This is a genomic window from Streptomyces sp. NPDC007095, from assembly GCF_040634475.1.
Classification (GTDB): domain Bacteria; phylum Actinomycetota; class Actinomycetes; order Streptomycetales; family Streptomycetaceae; genus Streptomyces.
The window spans coordinates 1-16,448 of the sequence record NZ_JBEYFS010000053.1 but is presented as its reverse complement, the minus strand read 5'-3'; the positions used below and the strand labels follow the sequence as shown (position 1 = coordinate 16,448).

The following is a 16,448-nucleotide window of genomic DNA, read 5'->3' as shown; positions in this document are numbered from 1 at the left end:
CCCCTCCCGATGCCCCTGTGGATGTGAGGAGTTACATGACCGACCCCTGGCAGGACACCGCTCTGCCCGCAGGCGTCCGCGCCGCCGATCTGCTCGCCCGTATGACCACGGAAGAGAAAGTCGCCCAGCTCTACAGCGTCTGGCCCGGCTCGAACGAGACCCCGGGCGGGGACATGGCGCCGTTGCAGCACGCCCTGTCCGAGGACATCGACCTGACGCGGCTGCTCCCGCACGGGCTCGGCCAGCTGACCCGCCCCTTCGGCACCGCACCGGTCGACCCGGCCGAGGGCGCCGCCCGTCTTGCCGCCCTCCAGGAACGCATCCGCTCCGCGAACCGCTTCCGGCTGCCGGCGCTCGCCCACGAGGAGTGCCTCACCGGGTTCACGGCCTGGCGGGCGACCGTCTTCCCGACCCCGCTCGCCTGGGGCGCGAGCTTCGATCCGGCCCTGGTGAAGGAGATGGCGGCGGCGATCGGAGCCTCGATGCGCTCGGTCGGCGTCCACCAGGGCCTCGCCCCGGTCCTCGACGTCGTACGCGATCCCCGCTGGGGCCGTACGGAGGAGTCGATCGGCGAGGACCCCTACCTCGTGGCGACCGTCGGCACCGCCTATGTCCAGGGACTGGAGTCGGCGGGTGTCGTCGCCACCCTCAAGCACTTCGCCGGCTACTCGGCCTCCCGCGGCGCCCGCAACCACGCGCCCGCCTCGCTCGGCCCGCGCGAACTGGCGGACGTCATCCTGCCGCCGTTCGAGATGGCCGTACGGGAGGGCGGGGCGCGGTCGGTGATGGCCTCGTACAACGACCTCGACGGGCTGCCCGCCCACGCGCACCGCCGACTGCTCACCGAACTCCTGCGGGAGGAGTGGCAGTTCACCGGCACGGTCGTGGCCGACTACTTCGGGGTGTCCCTCCTGGAGTCCGCGCACGGGCTCACCGACTCCCCTTCGGGGGCGGCCGCGCTCGCGCTCGCGGCGGGCGTGGACGTCGAGCTGCCCGCCGTGCGCTGCTACGGCTCCGGGCCCCTCGACGAGGAGTTCGTGGACCGGGCCGCGCTGCGGGTGCTGACGCAGAAGTGCGAACTGGGGCTGCTGGATCCGGACTGGGCGGCGGAGCCAGCGGACTCAGGATCCGTCGACCTCGATCCGCCGCACATGCGTGCGCTGGCCCGGCAGTTGGCGGAGGAGTCGGTCGTCCTGCTCGCCAACGGGGGTACGTTGCCGCTGGCGTCCGGGGTGCGGCGGATCGCCGTGCTCGGTCCGCTGGCCGACGATCCCGCGGCCATGCTCGGCTGCTACACCTTCCCCCGGCATGTCCTCCTCGACTACCCCGAGGTCGAGATGGGGGTGGGCGTGCCGACGCTGCTGGAGGCGCTGCGCGCCGAGCTGCCGGACGTGGAGTTCACCGATGATCCGGTGGCCGCCGACGTGTGTGTGGTGGCGGTCGGCGACCGCTCGGGGCTGTTCGGGCGGGGCACCTCGGGCGAGGGGTGCGACGCGGCCGATCTCGAACTGCCCGAGGGACAGGGAGAGTTGGTCGACAAGGCGCTGGTCTCCGGGACGCCGGTCGTGCTGGTACTGCTCTCGGGGCGGCCGTACGGGCTCGGGCGCTGGGCGGACCGGTGCGCGGCGGTGGTGCAGGCGTTCTTCGCGGGACAGGAGGGGGGTCCCGCGGTGGCCGGGGTGCTGTCCGGGCGGGTCAATCCGTCGGGGCGGCTCCCGGTGAGCGTGCCGCGCGAGCGTGCCGGGCAGCCGTGGACGTATCTCGCCCCGCCGCTCGGACAGCGCGGCGAGGCCAGCAACCTCGACCCGACGCCGCTGTTCCCGTTCGGACACGGGCTGTCGTACACGACGTACGACTGGCAGGCGCCGTCGGTCGACGACACCGCGTTCCCGACGGACGGCGAGACGACCCTGCGGCTGACCGTCCGCAACACGGGGGAGCGGGCCGGTACCGAGGTCGTGCAGCTCTATCTCCACGACCCGGTCGGCAAGGTGGCGCGGCCGGTGGTCCGGCTGGTGGGCTACGCGCGGGTGCCGCTGGAGGCGGGCGCGTCGGCGGAGGTCCACTTCACGGTCCCGGCGGACCTGGCCGCGTACACCGGCCCGGACGGCGACCGGATCGTCGAACCGGGGGAACTGGAGCTGCGGTTGGGTGTGTCCAGCGCCGAGGGCGAGGTGCGGTACGCGGTGCCGGTGACGCTGACCGGGCCCGAACGGGTGGTGGGCCGGGAGCGGCGGATGCGGTGCGAGGTGCGCGTGAAGTGAGCCGTCGGTGCGCGCGTCGCCGAATGTTTCCTTCCAGTTCTCGAATGTTACGGACCTTCCCTGGGGTCGGAGAGGGGTCGCCCGGCGTGCACCCGGGGATACGATCGCGCCCATGAATCCCGCGAAGCCCGTGGAGAAGCGGATGGCGGATCGTCCCTCGGGGACCGCGACCCTCGCCGAGATCGCCCGCGAGGCCGGCGTCTCCGCTCCGACTGTTTCGAAGGTGCTCAACGGCCGGGCCGATGTCGCTCCGGCCACCCGCACCCGTGTCGAGGAGCTGCTGCGCGCGTACGGCTACCGGCGCCGCCGGGCCGAGGCGACCCGCTCACCCCTCATCGACCTGGTCTTCCACGAGTTGGAGAGCGCCTGGGCGATGGAGGTCATCCGGGGCGTCGAGAACGTGGCGCGGGACGAGGGGCTGAGCGTCGTCCTCTCGGAGAGCGCGGGACGGCTGACCCCCGGGCGGACCTGGGCCGACCAGGTCGCCGCCCGTCGCCCGCACGGCGTGATCCTCGTGCTGTCCCGGCTGGACGAGTCCCAGCGCGCGCTGCTGACCAGCAGGTCCATCCCGTTCGTGGTGATGGACCCGGCGGGCGACCCGGGCGACGACGTGCCGTCCATCGGCGCCACCAACTGGCACGGCGGGCTGGCCGCGACCCGCCATCTCGTCGACCTGGGGCACCGGCGGATCGGCGCGATCAGCGGGCCCTCGCGGATGATGTGCAGCCGCGCGCGCGTCGACGGATACCGGGCGGCGCTGGAGACGGCGGGACTGCCGGTGGACCCGGAGCTGATCAGAGTCGGGAACTTCCACCACGAGGACGGCTACCGGCTGGGCCTCGACCTGCTGCGCCGCCCCGACCGCCCGACGGCCGTCTTCACCGGCAACGACCTCCAGGCGCTCGGCCTGTACGAGGCAGCCCGCGAGCTGGGCCTGCGCATCCCGGAGGACCTGAGCGTCGTGGGGTTCGACGATCTGCCGGTGGCGCGCTGGGTCGGGCCGCCGCTGACGACCGTACGACAGCCCCTGACGGAGATGGCGGAGGCGGCGGCCAGGCTGGTGCTGGAGCTGGGGCGCGAGGAGCGGCCGGCGGCAGGGACCAGAGTGGAACTGGCCACGAGCCTGGTGGTGCGCAGCAGTACGGGGGCGGCTGCGGCGGTCGGCTCGGCGTGAAGTGGACGTATTGACGAGTGGGGCATCCCGCTCCACACTCCTCCGAAGCCAATCGGTTGCAAGACCGAAACTTTCGGAGGCACCCGCATGAGATCTCTGAGAACAGGCTTATCCCTGGGTTCCGTTCTCACCGGCATCGCCGCCCTCGGCGCCCTGCTGGTCGCGGCCCCCGCCGCTCACGCGGCCGACACCCCGCTGCGCGACCTGGCCGCCGCCAAGGGCAAGGTGATCGGCACCGCCGTCACCGGGTCCAAGCTCACGGGGACGTACGGCGACATCGCCGGGGCCCAGTTCAGCTCGCTCACCCCCGGCAACGCCATGAAGTGGGAGACCGTCGAGCCCACCCGGGGCACCTACAACTGGGCCGAGGCCGATCAGATCGTGGCCTTCGCGCAGGCCCACAACCAGCAGGTGCGCGGCCACACCCTGGTCTGGCACAGCCAGAACCCGAGCTGGCTGACGAACGGCAGCTGGACGTCCGCCCAGCTCAGCTCGCTGCTCCAGGACCACATCACCACCGAGGTCACCCGATACAAGGGCAAGCTGGCCGCCTGGGACGTGGTGAACGAGCCCTTCAACGAGGACGGCACCTACCGCTCGACCCTCTGGTACAACGGCCTCGGCTCCGACTACATCGCCCAGGCCCTGACCTGGGCGCACGCGGCCGACCCGGGCGCCAAGCTCTACATCAACGACTACAACGTCGAAGGCGTCAACGCCAAGAGCACCGCCCTCTACAACCTGGTCAGGTCGCTGAAGGAGCGCGGCGTCCCGATCGACGGGGTCGGCCTCCAGGCCCACCTCGTCCTCGGCCAGGTGCCGTCCACGCTCCAGCAGAACATCCAGCGCTTCGCCGACCTCGGCGTCGACGTGGCGATCACGGAGCTGGACATCCGTATGCAGGTCCCCTCCGACAGCGCGAAGCTGACGCAGCAGGCCGCCGACTACAAGACGGTGTTCGACGCGTGCGTCGCGGTGTCCCGGTGCTACGGCGTCACCGTCTGGGGCTTCACCGACTCCGATTCCTGGATCCCGGACGTCTTCTCCGGGTACGGCGCGGCGACTCCGTACGACGAGAACTACGTGCCGAAACCGGCGTACTACGCGATCGCGGGCTCGCTGGGCGGGACCTCGACGCCACCGTCCACGGGTGCCTGCACGGCGACGTACAGCGTCCAGAGCCAGTGGAACACGGGGTTCACGGGGCAGGTGAGGATCGCCTGTTCCGGGGCCGCGCTGTCGTCGTGGAAGGTGAACTGGACGTACGGCGCGGGCCAGCGGATCACCCAGGCCTGGAACGCCGACTGCACCCAGTCCGGTGCGGCGGTGACGTGCGCGAACGCCTCCTACAACGGAACGGTACCGAACGGCGGATCAGTGACGTTCGGGTTCAACGCGTCATGGAGCGGGAGCAATCCGGTGCCCACCGTGACGCTGGGCTGAGGGTGGCGTGAGAAGTCTGAGATTTTCCGAAGGAAACCCCAGAAGAGGTTCCTGCTCGTAATAATTCGGACTTACGTTCCTCCGCGTGACTGCAGAAGAGGAGCGTGGGGGCGGACGTGAGGCCGGGCGCGGGGACGGGGTCGAGAGCGGGGACGGGAACGAGGGCGCCGCGAGACGTGCCGGACGGCGGAGAGGTCTGCTGAAAGCCGCCGGCATCACGCTCGCCGGCGTCCTCGTGCTCTCCGCGGCCGGGGCGGGCTGGGCCTACTGGCACCTGAACCACAACATCAAGAGCGTGGACATCAACAGCGCGCTGGGCGACGACCGTCCGGCGAAGGCGGTGTCGACCCCGTCGGCGTCCGCCTCCGCCTCGGCCGCCCCGCTGCCGAGCGGCGCCCTGAACATCCTGGTCCTCGGTTCCGACTCGCGCAGTGGGAAGGCGAACGCCGCGCTCGGGGGCGGCGACAGCTCGGGCGCCCGCTCCGACACGGCGATGGTCGTCCACGTCGACGAGGGGCGCACCAAGGCGACGGTGGTGAGCATCCCCCGGGACACCCTGGTGACCCGTCCGTCGTGTCCGACCTCGTCCGGCGGGACGACCTCGGTGGCGTACAACGCGATGTTCAACAGCGCGTACTCGGTGGGCGGTCCGGTCTGCGCGGTGAAGACCGTCGAGTCCCTCACGGACGTCCGCATGGACCACTACATCGAGATCGACTTCTCCGGCTTCGCGAAGCTGGTGGACGCGCTCGGCGGCGTCACCGTGACGACGGACCAGAACATCGACGACGACAAGAGCCATCTGCACCTGAAGGCGGGCACCCACCACCTGGGCGGCACCCAGGCCCTGGCGCTGGCCCGCACCCGGCACGGCATAGGCGACGGCAGCGACCTCGGCCGCATAGGCCTCCAGCAGAAGCTGGTGAAGGCGCTGCTGGAACAGATGGCGTCGACGTCCCTGCTCACCGATCCCGCCAAGCTCTACAAGGTCGCCGACGCCGTCACCGGCAGCCTGACGACGGACACGGGGCTCGACTCGCTGGGCGAACTGATGAAGCTCGGCCAGAGCCTGAAGTCCCTCTCCTCCGACAAGGTCAAGACGGTCACCATGCCGGTGGTGACGGCCCCGTCGAACCCGAACCGGGTGGTGGCCGACGAGCCGGAGGCGAGCGACCTGTGGGCCTCGCTCAATTGACCGGGCCGACGCCGCCGACCCGGTACGTCAACAGATAGCGCCAGTAGAGGAGTTGGCGGACGCCGGTGACCGAGCGGCCCCCGGCACAGTCGGCGCGCTCGACGGCGTACGGCGCGCTGGCCCGGCTCGGCCGGATCGACGCCCGGCTCACGCTGTCGGCTGGGGAGTGCGCGGCGCTGGAGGAGGAGGCCGCCGAGTGGTTCGCGCGGGGTGCGGGTGAGGCACAGCTCGTCCAGGCGCTGACGGCGGGGCTTCCGGAGCGCGTGGCGCACGCGTACGCCTTCGTACGCGCACGGCTCCTCGCCAAACTGCCCCCGCCGCCCGAGCCACAGCCATCGGCGCCCCGGTACGAAGTGGTGTGCACGGCGTGCGGGGAGCCGGGCGGGGAGGACGGTGTCGAGCTGCGGGGCGGGTTGTGCGGGGGGTGCTGGGGCGGGCGGCCCGCCCTCGCGGCCGACGAGGCCCGCGCCCACGTCGGGCAGTTGCGCGCCGCCCTGCGCGCGGGGACCCGTACGGGGACCAGGACGAAGAAAGGAGCAGGCACATGACGACCTTGCAGCACGGTCCGCCCGTGACCGGGGCAGGATGGAGGGGAGGAGGCGACGCCGTGACCCCCAGCACTGCCGACCGGCCCCAGATGCTCGTCGAGGAATTCGAGGAGCTCGCTCGTCACGCGCCCGAGTCGGCGCGGCTGGAATTCCTGAACGGAAGGATCGGGGTCAAGCCCATGCCGGACGGCAATCACGCGCAGATCGTTGCCTGGCTCCTCAAGCGGTGCATGCAGTACCGCCCCGAACTCTTTCTCTTCCCGGAACAAGGTCTCCAGATCCAGGCGTACCGCAAGGGGCGCGCCCGGCCGGGCGGAGCACTGGCGCCCGAGGAGTACTTCGCCGGAAAAGGCGAGTGGGCCGAACCTGCGGGCGTCCTGATGGTCGTCGAGGTCACCTCGCACGACCGGGACGCCGACCGGCGTGACCGGATCGAGAAGCCCGACGGATACGCGGCCGCCGACATCCCCGTCTACCTCCTCGTCGACCGGGACACGGACAGCGTGACCGTGCACTGCGACCCCGAGGGCGGCGTCTACCGCTCGCTCACCACCCGGGCGTTCGGAGCGGTGATCGAGCTGCCGGATCCGGTCGGGTTCACGCTGGATACACAGAAGCTCAAGGACTTCGCCGACTGAACCGCAGCCGCCGCACCCCGCCGCGAGAAAAAAATCCAGAGAAATCCGGGGACGGTGTCGAAACCGGTGTCTCCCGTTCGACGCACGGGTGAGAGGCAGGGAGAAGCCCCGCCTCCGAGGCACCACGGACACGAGGAGTCACCATGCCGCGTTACCTGTCGCTGGTCCAGATCGACGAGAGCACCGCGCCCGCCGAGGGCCCGAGCCCGGAGCTGATGCAGCGGATGGGCGAGCTGATCGAGGAGATCACCAAGGCGGGGGTCATGCTCGACACCGCCGGGCTGACGCCGTCCGCCCAGGGCAAGCGGGTGCACTGGTCGGGCGGGCAGCTCTCCGTCACCGACGGGCCCTTCACCGAGTCCAAGGAGGTCGTCGGCGGCTACGCGCTCATGCAGTGCAAGGACATGGCCGAGGCCCTGGAGTGGACCAAGCGGTTCCTGAAGGTGCACGAGGAGCACTGGACGGTGACCTGCGAGGTGCGGGAGATCGCCGAGGGCTGAGCGGTTCCTTGGCCTGTGGCCGCCGCGGGTGTCTGATGGTGGGTTGTGGAAGAGCAGCAGCCCGCCGTCACGCCCGTCACACCGTCGGACCCGTCCGGGGCCATCAGAGGTGACGTCGAAGCCGTCGAAGCCGTGGAGACGATCTTCCGGATCGAGTCGCCCCGCATCATCGCCGGCGTCTCCCGCATCGTCCGTGACGTCGGCATCGCCGAGGAGCTCGCGCAGGACGCCCTGGTCGCGGCGCTGGAACAGTGGCCGCGGGACGGCGTCCCGGACAACCCGGGCGCGTGGCTGACGACCACGGCCAAGCGTCGTGCGATCGATCTCGTACGCCGCAGGGAGCAGTACGCGCGCAAGCTGGAGGAGGTGGGGCGGGACCTTTCGGTGACCGCCCCGCACCACCTCGACGAACCCTCCGACCCGGACGACATCGACGACGATCTGTTGCGGCTCGTCTTCACCGCCTGCCATCCCGTCCTCTCCGCCGAGGCCCGCATCGCCCTCACCCTGCGCCTGGTCGGCGGTCTGACCACCCCCGAGATCGCCCGCGCCTTCCTCGCCCCGGAGGCGACCGTCGCCCAGCGCATCGTGCGCGCCAAGCGGACCCTGGCGACGAAGGGCGTCCCCTTCGAGGTCCCCTACGGCCCGGACCGCGAGGCCCGCCTCGGGTCCGTACTCGAGGTCATCTACCTGGTCTTCAACGAGGGGTACGCGGCCACGGCGGGCGACGACCTGCTGCGCCCCGCCCTGTGCGAGGACGCGCTGCGACTGGCACGCGTGCTCGCCGAGTTGATGCCCAAGGAGCCCGAAGTGCACGGGCTGGTGTCCCTGCTGGAGCTCCAGGAGTCCCGCGCCGCCGCCCGCACCGGCCCCTCGGGCGAGCCCGTCCTCCTCAAGGACCAGAACCGGCGCCGCTGGAACCGCCTGCTGATCCGCCGCGGCTTCGCCGCCCTCGGCCGGGCGAGCGCCGGCACCACCGGACCCGCCGGCCCGTACGCCCTCCAGGCCGCCATCGCCGCCTGCCACGCCCAGGCGTACGCGTACGAGGACACGGACTGGCGGCAGATCGCCACCCTGTACGGGCTGCTGGCGGCCCTTTCCCCGTCTCCCGTGGTCGAGTTGAACCGCGCCGTCGCCGTCTCCATGGCCGAGGGCCCCGCCGCGGCGCTGGAGATCGTCGACCGTCTGACCGGTGAACCGACCCTGCGCGACTACCACCTGCTGCCCAGCGTCCGCGGCGACCTGCTGGCCCGCCTCGGCCGTACGGCGCAGGCCCGCGCGGAGTTCGAACGAGCCGCGGGCCTGGCCCGCAACGAACGGGAACGCGTGCTGCTGGAGACGCGGGCGCGGGACTGCGGCTAGAGGACTGCCGACAGGGGGACTCCTGCCAGGGCGACAGGACCTAGGAGGCGTGCCGCTGGGCCGGGTGGCCGAGCAGCATCGTCGGTGCCCCCGCGACCCTGGTCAGGAAGACGGTGGCCGAGTGGGGGCCGTGCGACTTGGGCAGGGCCTTCTTGCGGAGTTCCTCCGGCTCGACCGCCGACCCCCGCTTCTTCACCGTCAGCACCCCGACCCCCCGCTCCCGCAGCAGCGCCTTCAACTTCTTCACGTTGAAGGGGAGTCGGTCGGTGATCTCGTAGGCGGAGGCGTACGGCGTCGGGCGCAGTTCGTCCGCCGTGACGTACGCGATCGTCTCGTCGACGAGCCCGCCGTCGACTTCCTCGGCGACCTCGGCGACCAGATGGGCGCGGATGACGGCGCCGTCGGGCTCGTACAGGTAGCGCCCGACCTCGCGCACCGCGGGGTCGGGGAGGCCGCGGCCGCGCAGCTCGCGCGGGCCGGGCAGCAGGGTGGCCCGCACCAGCCCCGGCTCGGTGCCGAACCACAGCACCGCCTCCTTCACGTCACCGGCGTCCGAGATCCACTCGGCCTCCGCCTCGGCGGGGATGGCCTCGTGGGGGATGCCCGGGGCGATCTTCAGCGCGGCGAGCGGGGCCTTCAGAGCCGTCGCGATCGCCCAGGAGAGCGGGGGTGAGTACGCCTCCGGGTCGAAGATCCGGCCGCGTCCGCCGCGCCGCGCAGGGTCCACGAAGACCGCGTCGTACGCCTGCGTGTCGACCTCCGTGACATCGGCCTCGCGCACCTCGATGAGGTCGGCGAGCCCGAGCGCATCGGCGTTCGCGCGCGCCGCCGCCACCGTCAGCGGGTCGCGGTCGACGGCGAGGACGCGGATCCCGGCGCGGGCCAGCGCGATCGCGTCGCCGCCGATGCCGGAGCACAGGTCGGCGACCGAGCGCACGCCCAGGGACCGCAGCCGCCGCGCTCGATGGGTGGCGACCGTGGTGCGCGTCGACTGCTCGACCCCGTTCGGGGTGAAGAACATCCGCTCCGCGTCCTCGGCGCCGAACTTCGCCGCCGCCCGCTGCCGCAGCCGTGCCTGCCCGAGTGCGGCCGAGACCAGTTCGGCCGGGTGGTCGCGGCGCAGCCGGGTGGCGACGGCCAGCTCCTGGGCCGGTTCGGTGCCGCGCACCTCGTCGAGCAGGGCGCGGCCCTCGGGGGTGAGGAGGGAGGCGAAGGAGACGTCGTTCACCGGCCCATTGTCGGTCAGTGCGGGCGGGTGTGGGCCAGTCGGTGGACGGTGCGCCCCCGGTCGCGGTGTCGGAGCCCCGGGCGCACGGTGGCCTGCAAGGATCCGACACCATGCGATCAGTACGACAAAAGTACAAAAACAACGCAAAGAGGGCGCGCGTCTGGGGCGGGGTCGCCGTCCTCGCCGTCGCCGCCCTCGCGTCCGGTTGCGCCGACGACGACACCAACGGCGCCCGTTCGGCCCAGGGGCCCCAGCAGGCGCTGCACGCGCCCCCGGCCCGCGCCCTCGACTCCTACGCCGCCAGAATCCGCGAGCAGCAGGCCGCCCGGGCCGTCGCGGCCAAGCACTGGGGGCTCACGAAGGTCCCGCTGGCCGCGCCGCCGGCCCCGGCGAGAAAGCCGGTCATCAGACCCCGCGACGGCTTCGAGGTCACCGATCAGGAAGAGCTCGGCCTGCCGCCGGTCTTCACGACCGTCCCCACCAAGGACAAGGTCGTCTTCCTCACCATCGACGACGGCTCCGAGAAGGACCCCGCGTTCCTCAGGATGATGAGCGACCTGAAGATCCCGTACACCGCCTTCCTGAGCAACTACCTGGTCAAGGACGACTACGGGTACTTCCGGAAGATGCGTGACCAGGGCGTCACCCTCAACAACCACACCCTCACCCACCCCTACCTGCCCGGGCTGTCGTACGAGGAGCAGCGGCACGAGATCTGCGGCATGCAGGACATCATGGAGAAGCAGTTCGGCAAGCGCCCGAAGGTCCTCAGGCCGCCCTACGGCAATTACAACCAGGACACCCTGCGCGCCGCCAAGTCCTGCGGCATCAAGTACGCGCCCATCTGGGACGAGGAGGTCTTCGTCGACCACTGGGAGTACCGCGACTGGGACCGCGACCTGCACCCCGGCGACATCGTCCTCACCCACTTCCGCGGCAAAGAGGACTGGGACGGCACCATGCCCGACATGATCCGCCGCTTCCTGAAGCTGGTCACCGACAAGGGGTACGCGGTGGCACGGCTGGAGGACTACCTGTGAGAACGCGGGCGCTGGTCGCGGGGGCGCTCACCGCGGCGCTCCTGACCGGCTGCACCGGCTGTGCCCAGTCCGTCGACCCGATCGAACGGCTTGGCAAGAAGGCCGCGCAGGAGGTGCGCAGGTCCAGGCCGAACGGGCCGACCCCGGCGACGTACCGCCGCTGGGGGCTGCCCACCCCGCTCGCCGCCCCGCCGCAGCAGCCCGCCCGGCCCGCCCTCCGCGGCGCGGCGCCGGGACTGGCTCCCGTCGTGGACCGCGTACCCACCCGCGACAAAGTGGTCTTCCTGACGTACGACGACGGTGCCGAGCGCGATCCGCGGTTCGTCGACATGGTCCGTGAACTGCGGCTGCCGGTCAGCATGTTCCTCACGGACAGTGTCGTCGGGCCGGGATACGGGCACTTCGCCCAACTGCGGACGGTCGGCGCGAGCGTGCAGAACCACACCCTCCATCACGCCTCGCTGCGCGGACTGCCGTACGCGGGCCAGCGGGCCGAGATCTGCGGCCAGCAGGAGAAGCTCAAGGCCCGCTTCGGTATCCGCCCCCGGCTCTTCCGTCCCCCCTACGGCGCCTACGACACCACCACGCTGCACGCCGCCTCCGATTGCGGGGTCGTGGCCGTCGTCCTCGGCCGGGAGCCCGACGCCCGCCGTCTGCGACCGGGTGACATCCTCTCCGGCTTCGAGGAGCCCAACCTCACGGAGGCGACGGTCAGACTCCTGCGACGCATCCAGGCGGAGGGCTTCACACCGGCACGCCTGGAGAACTACCTCTGACGATTCGGCTCGGGGAGGCATCGACTCGGGGAGGCATCGATCAGCCCGTCCGGTGTTCGAGGACGAGGCCGTTCAGGCCGATGGCGGGGGTCTGGGAGCGACAGCCCCCGGGCGCGCCGACACGCACGCCGGGTGCCCAAAACCCCACGCCACGCCGGACGCTTTGGCACTCCGCTTGACCGAGTGCTAATCGCGGTCATAGTCTCGGCCCTGGCACTCCCCCCTGGAGAGTGCCAATAGCGACGGGCAGGTCCGGCACCCGCGACGACGGATCCACCTGGTCGCCACCTCAGACAGTTAACCCCGTGAGATCTCCGAAGGGGGAGGTCGGATCGTGACGACCACCAGCTCCAAGGTTGCCATCAAGCCGCTCGAGGACCGTGTTGTGGTCCAGCCGCTGGACGCCGAGCAGACCACGGCTTCTGGCCTGGTCATCCCGGACACCGCGAAGGAGAAGCCCCAGGAGGGCGTCGTCCTTGCCGTGGGCCCGGGCCGCTTCGAGAACGGCGAGCGCCTGCCGCTCGACGTCAGCACCGGCGACATCGTGCTGTACAGCAAGTACGGCGGCACCGAGGTGAAGTACAACGGCGAGGAGTACCTCGTCCTCTCGGCTCGCGACGTGCTCGCGATCATCGAGAAGTAGTTCACCGAGCTTCACCGTTTCACCCAGTTTTGCAGTGAACTGCGCCCCTGGCCCCCGCGACCATAACCAGCCGGGCGTCGGGGGCGCGGTTCGTTCACCCCAGTTTTCCGAGAGGGCTGAATCGCTCCCATGGCGAAGATCCTGAAGTTCGACGAGGACGCCCGTCGCGCCCTCGAGCGCGGCGTCAACAAGCTTGCCGACACGGTCAAGGTGACGATCGGCCCCAAGGGCCGCAACGTCGTCATCGACAAGAAGTTCGGCGCACCCACCATCACCAACGACGGTGTCACCATCGCCCGCGAGGTCGAGCTCGACGACCCGTACGAGAACCTCGGCGCCCAGCTGGTGAAGGAGGTGGCGACCAAGACCAACGACATCGCGGGTGACGGTACGACCACCGCCACCGTGCTGGCCCAGGCGCTCGTCCGCGAGGGCCTGAAGAACGTCGCCGCGGGTGCCTCCCCGGCGCTGCTCAAGAAGGGCATCGACGCGGCCGTCAAGGCGGTCTCGGACGAGCTCCTCGCCACCGCGCGCCCGATCGAGGAGAAGTCCGACATCGCCGCCGTCGCCGCGCTGTCCGCCCAGGACCCGCAGGTCGGCGAGCTCATCGCCGAGGCGATGGACAAGGTCGGCAAGGACGGTGTCATCACCGTCGAGGAGTCCAACACCTTCGGCCTGGAGCTGGACTTCACCGAGGGCATGGCCTTCGACAAGGGCTACCTGTCGCCGTACATGGTGTCCGACCAGGAGCGTATGGAGGCCGTCCTCGACGACCCGTACATCCTCATCCACCAGGGCAAGATCAGCTCCATCCAGGACCTGCTGCCGCTGCTGGAGAAGGTCATCCAGGCCAACGCCTCCCGGCCGCTGCTGATCATCGCCGAGGACGTCGAGGGCGAGGCCCTGTCGACCCTGGTCGTGAACAAGATCCGCGGCACGTTCAACGCCGTCGCCGTGAAGGCCCCTGGCTTCGGTGACCGCCGCAAGGCCATGCTCGGCGACATCGCCACCCTCACCGGTGGTCAGGTCATCGCCGAGGAGGTCGGCCTCAAGCTCGACCAGGTCGGTCTGGACGTGCTGGGCACCGCCCGCCGTGTGACCGTCACCAAGGACGACACCACCATCGTCGACGGTGGCGGCAACTCCGAGGAGGTCGTCGGCCGGGTCAACCAGATCAAGGCCGAGATCGAGAACACCGACTCCGACTGGGACCGCGAGAAGCTCCAGGAGCGCCTCGCCAAGCTGGCCGGCGGCGTGTGCGTGATCAAGGTCGGCGCCGCCACCGAGGTCGAGCTCAAGGAGAAGAAGCACCGTCTGGAGGACGCCATCTCCGCGACCCGCGCCGCGGTCGAGGAGGGCATCGTCTCCGGTGGTGGCTCCGCGCTCGTCCACGCCGTGAAGATCCTCGAGGGCAACCTCGACAAGACCGGCGACGAGGCCACGGGTGTCGCGGTCGTCCGCAAGGCCGCCGTCGAGCCGCTGCGCTGGATCGCCGAGAACGCCGGCCTCGAGGGTTACGTCATCACCTCCAAGGTCGCCGAGCTCGACAAGGGCCAGGGCTTCAACGCCGCCACCGGCGAGTACGGCGACCTGGTCAAGTCCGGTGTCATCGACCCGGTCAAGGTCACCCGCTCCGCCCTGGAGAACGCCGCCTCCATCGCCTCCCTGCTCCTCACGACCGAGACCCTGGTCGTCGAGAAGCCGGCCGAGGAGGAGGCCGACGCCGGTCACGGTCACGGCCACGGGCACTCCCACTGAGTCTCGTACTCCCGAAGAAGCCCCCGTTCCGCACGGAACGGGGGCTTCTCCCGTACTCGGTACCACCTGCCAGGTCCCGCACCACCGGCACCGACCGGTACTACTGCTCCAGCGCGTCCAGCGCCCCCAGCTGACCCAGCAGCCCCAGCTGGTCGTACTGCCACCAGCCCTCGGCGATCTTCCCGTCCTCCTGGCAGCGGAAGACGGTCGTACCGGTCATGGTGACCTGCTTCCCGGTCGCCGGGATCCCCATGAAGTCGCCCTTGTGGGTGCCGTTCCAGGTCCACCGGGTGCAGACCCGGTCGCCCTGGGTGAGCTGGTCCTCGACGGTGAACGTGAAGTCGAAACCGCCCCGCCACATCTCGATCTCGCGCCGCATCGCGTCGAGACCGATGGTGTCCTGCGCGTTGGCCGGATCGTGGTCGTGGTAGCCCTCCGTCATCAGACCGTTGAGCGGCGGCAGTTCACCCGGCGTCGCGAGCGTCTCGAAGAACCTGCGGATGTTGGCCGCGTACAACTGCTCGTCCCGCACCACGTCCAGGTCGGTGAACGTCGGCAGCTCGTCGCAGAGCGTCACCATCTCCTGGAAGATCCGTTCGGTCTCGGGGAGGTTCGAGTTCCGCATCGCCTCCTCGAACGAGGGGAACTCCACGATCTCTATGAAGTGGGTCGCGTCGGAGCGGTCCTTGCCGATCACACTGTGCGTCGCGGTCCGCTTGCCCCTGGTCTTCTCGACCCATGTGTCCATCAGCTGGTTCATCTCGTCGAACCGGCTGGTCCTGCAGTCGATGAGCTGTACGAATGTCATGGCGTCGCCTCCGGCCCCCTGGGTCCGGTTGAACACCCTCAGTTTCCCACCGGAGGGACGACACCACCCACCGCGCGGTGGCCCTTACCGGGGGCCGTACTTCCGGCCCGTCTTCGACGTGATTCCGCCCAGCAGACCTCGCGGCGCCACCTTCACCAGGCCCATCAGCGCCTTGTAGCGGGGGTCGGGGACGGACAGCGACTTGCCGCGGGCCAGGTCCGCGAGCGCCGCCGCGACCAGCTTGTCCGCGTCGAGCCACATCCAGTTCGGGATGTTGTCCGTGCCCATCCCGGCCCGCTGGTGGAACTCGGTGCGGACGAAGCCGGGAGCCAGCGCCATCAGCCGTACGCCGCTGCCCGCCAGATCCCGCGCCGCGCCCTGCGTGAACTGCACGACCCACGCCTTGGACGCCCCGTACGTACCCCGCGGCACGAACGCGGCCACCGACGCGACGTTGACCACTCCGCCCCGGCCGCGCTCCCGCATGGCCTCGGTCGCCGCCGACGTCAACCGCAGCACCGCCTCGCAGTGGACCTTGAGCATCGTCAGCTCGTCGGCCATCGACACCTCGAGATAGCGGCCCTTGTTGCCGAAGCCCGCGTTGTTGATCAGCAGGTCGACCGGGTTCTTGCGGTCGGAGAGGCGGGCGGCCACCGCCTCGATGCCCTCGTCCGTCGACAGGTCGGCGGTCAGCACCTCCGCCTCGATGCCGTGCCGGTCGTGCAGTTCGGTCGCCTGCTCGCCCAGCCGCTTGGTGTCGCGCGCCACCAGCACGAGGTTGTGCCCGTCAGCCGCCAGCCGCCGTGCGAAGGCGGCGCCGATGCCCGCGGTCGATCCCGTAATCAGAGCCGTTGTCATGGCCCAAGGCTAGTGACCTGACCAGGCGCGCCGCGCCCCGCCACCCAACGCCCGAGCCTGCTCCACGAGTTCCCCGCACACCCCGGACGCCCCCGCCCCCGCGCCCCTGCTTCGAGCGGCTAGTGCCGCAACAGGCAACGTTCGCCCCGTCGCGACGCCCGGCACGCACTCTCGCCGCACCGGCCGAAAGCCCAAGTACGTCCAGTGCGAGGA

15 protein-coding genes are annotated in these 16,448 nt (G+C 70.7%); 12 read left to right on the top strand and 3 right to left on the bottom strand.

Annotated features, from left to right (window positions below; all coding sequences use genetic code 11):
- Positions 1-35: 35 nt before the first annotated feature.
- The 8 genes from ABZ656_RS19660 (at position 36) to ABZ656_RS19625 (ending at position 9,124) form a co-directional block, all read left to right on the top strand.
- Positions 36-2,264: a glycoside hydrolase family 3 N-terminal domain-containing protein gene (locus ABZ656_RS19660; RefSeq protein ID WP_360269484.1), complete on the top strand. Its 2,229-nt coding sequence runs from the start codon at positions 36-38 to the stop codon at positions 2,262-2,264.
- Between the two features lie 112 nt (positions 2,265-2,376).
- Positions 2,377-3,438: a LacI family DNA-binding transcriptional regulator gene (locus tag ABZ656_RS19655; protein WP_360269482.1), complete on the top strand. Its 1,062-nt coding sequence runs from the start codon at positions 2,377-2,379 to the stop codon at positions 3,436-3,438.
- Positions 3,439-3,525: 87 nt separating this feature from the next.
- Positions 3,526-4,881, top strand: coding sequence for an endo-1,4-beta-xylanase (locus ABZ656_RS19650; RefSeq protein WP_180362024.1), 1,356 nt, complete (start codon positions 3,526-3,528; stop codon positions 4,879-4,881).
- A gap of 196 nt (positions 4,882-5,077) precedes the next feature.
- The gene (locus ABZ656_RS19645) at positions 5,078-6,076 is read left to right on the top strand and encodes an LCP family protein (RefSeq protein WP_180362352.1); all 999 of its coding nucleotides are present in this window, start codon (positions 5,078-5,080) and stop codon (positions 6,074-6,076) included.
- 65 nt (positions 6,077-6,141) lie between these two features.
- Positions 6,142-6,624, top strand: a complete 483-nt coding sequence (locus ABZ656_RS19640) for a hypothetical protein (protein WP_360269480.1) — start codon at positions 6,142-6,144, stop codon at positions 6,622-6,624.
- Between the two features lie 59 nt (positions 6,625-6,683).
- Positions 6,684-7,262, top strand: a complete 579-nt coding sequence (locus tag ABZ656_RS19635) for a Uma2 family endonuclease (protein ID WP_360269478.1) — start codon at positions 6,684-6,686, stop codon at positions 7,260-7,262.
- A 143-nt stretch (positions 7,263-7,405) separates the two neighbouring features.
- A complete protein-coding gene (locus ABZ656_RS19630; RefSeq protein ID WP_060901481.1) occupies positions 7,406-7,762 on the top strand; it encodes a YciI family protein in 357 nt (118 codons plus the stop codon).
- Between the two features lie 102 nt (positions 7,763-7,864).
- Positions 7,865-9,124 (top strand): RNA polymerase sigma factor, encoded by a 1,260-nt coding sequence (locus tag ABZ656_RS19625; protein WP_360269516.1) that lies wholly within the window; start codon positions 7,865-7,867, stop codon positions 9,122-9,124.
- Positions 9,125-9,164: 40 nt separating this feature from the next.
- Here ABZ656_RS19625 and ABZ656_RS19620 read toward each other — a convergent pair whose 3' ends face one another.
- Positions 9,165-10,352 (bottom strand): methyltransferase domain-containing protein, encoded by a 1,188-nt coding sequence (locus tag ABZ656_RS19620; protein ID WP_101400157.1) that lies wholly within the window; start codon positions 10,350-10,352, stop codon positions 9,165-9,167.
- 110 nt (positions 10,353-10,462) lie between these two features.
- Between ABZ656_RS19620 and ABZ656_RS19615 the strand changes: the two genes are divergently transcribed.
- From ABZ656_RS19615 to groL, 4 genes are all read left to right on the top strand, one after another.
- Positions 10,463-11,392, top strand: a complete 930-nt coding sequence (locus tag ABZ656_RS19615) for a polysaccharide deacetylase family protein (protein ID WP_360269476.1) — start codon at positions 10,463-10,465, stop codon at positions 11,390-11,392.
- Positions 11,389-12,168, top strand: a complete 780-nt coding sequence (locus ABZ656_RS19610; RefSeq protein WP_101400158.1) for a polysaccharide deacetylase family protein — start codon at positions 11,389-11,391, stop codon at positions 12,166-12,168. Before ABZ656_RS19615 ends, ABZ656_RS19610 begins: the two co-directional genes overlap by 4 nt.
- A 334-nt stretch (positions 12,169-12,502) precedes the next feature.
- Positions 12,503-12,811, top strand: coding sequence for a co-chaperone GroES (groES, locus tag ABZ656_RS19605; RefSeq protein WP_060901476.1), 309 nt, complete (start codon positions 12,503-12,505; stop codon positions 12,809-12,811).
- Positions 12,812-12,940: 129 nt separating this feature from the next.
- Positions 12,941-14,569: a chaperonin GroEL gene (groL, locus tag ABZ656_RS19600; protein WP_101400159.1), complete on the top strand. Its 1,629-nt coding sequence runs from the start codon at positions 12,941-12,943 to the stop codon at positions 14,567-14,569.
- A gap of 100 nt (positions 14,570-14,669) precedes the next feature.
- Here groL and ABZ656_RS19595 read toward each other — a convergent pair whose 3' ends face one another.
- Positions 14,670-15,377, bottom strand: a complete 708-nt coding sequence (locus ABZ656_RS19595; protein WP_101403683.1) for an ester cyclase — start codon at positions 15,375-15,377, stop codon at positions 14,670-14,672.
- Between the two features lie 84 nt (positions 15,378-15,461).
- Complete coding sequence (locus ABZ656_RS19590; RefSeq protein WP_360269473.1) at positions 15,462-16,235, bottom strand: SDR family oxidoreductase; 774 nt, start codon at positions 16,233-16,235, stop codon at positions 15,462-15,464.
- Positions 16,236-16,448 lie beyond the last annotated feature (213 nt).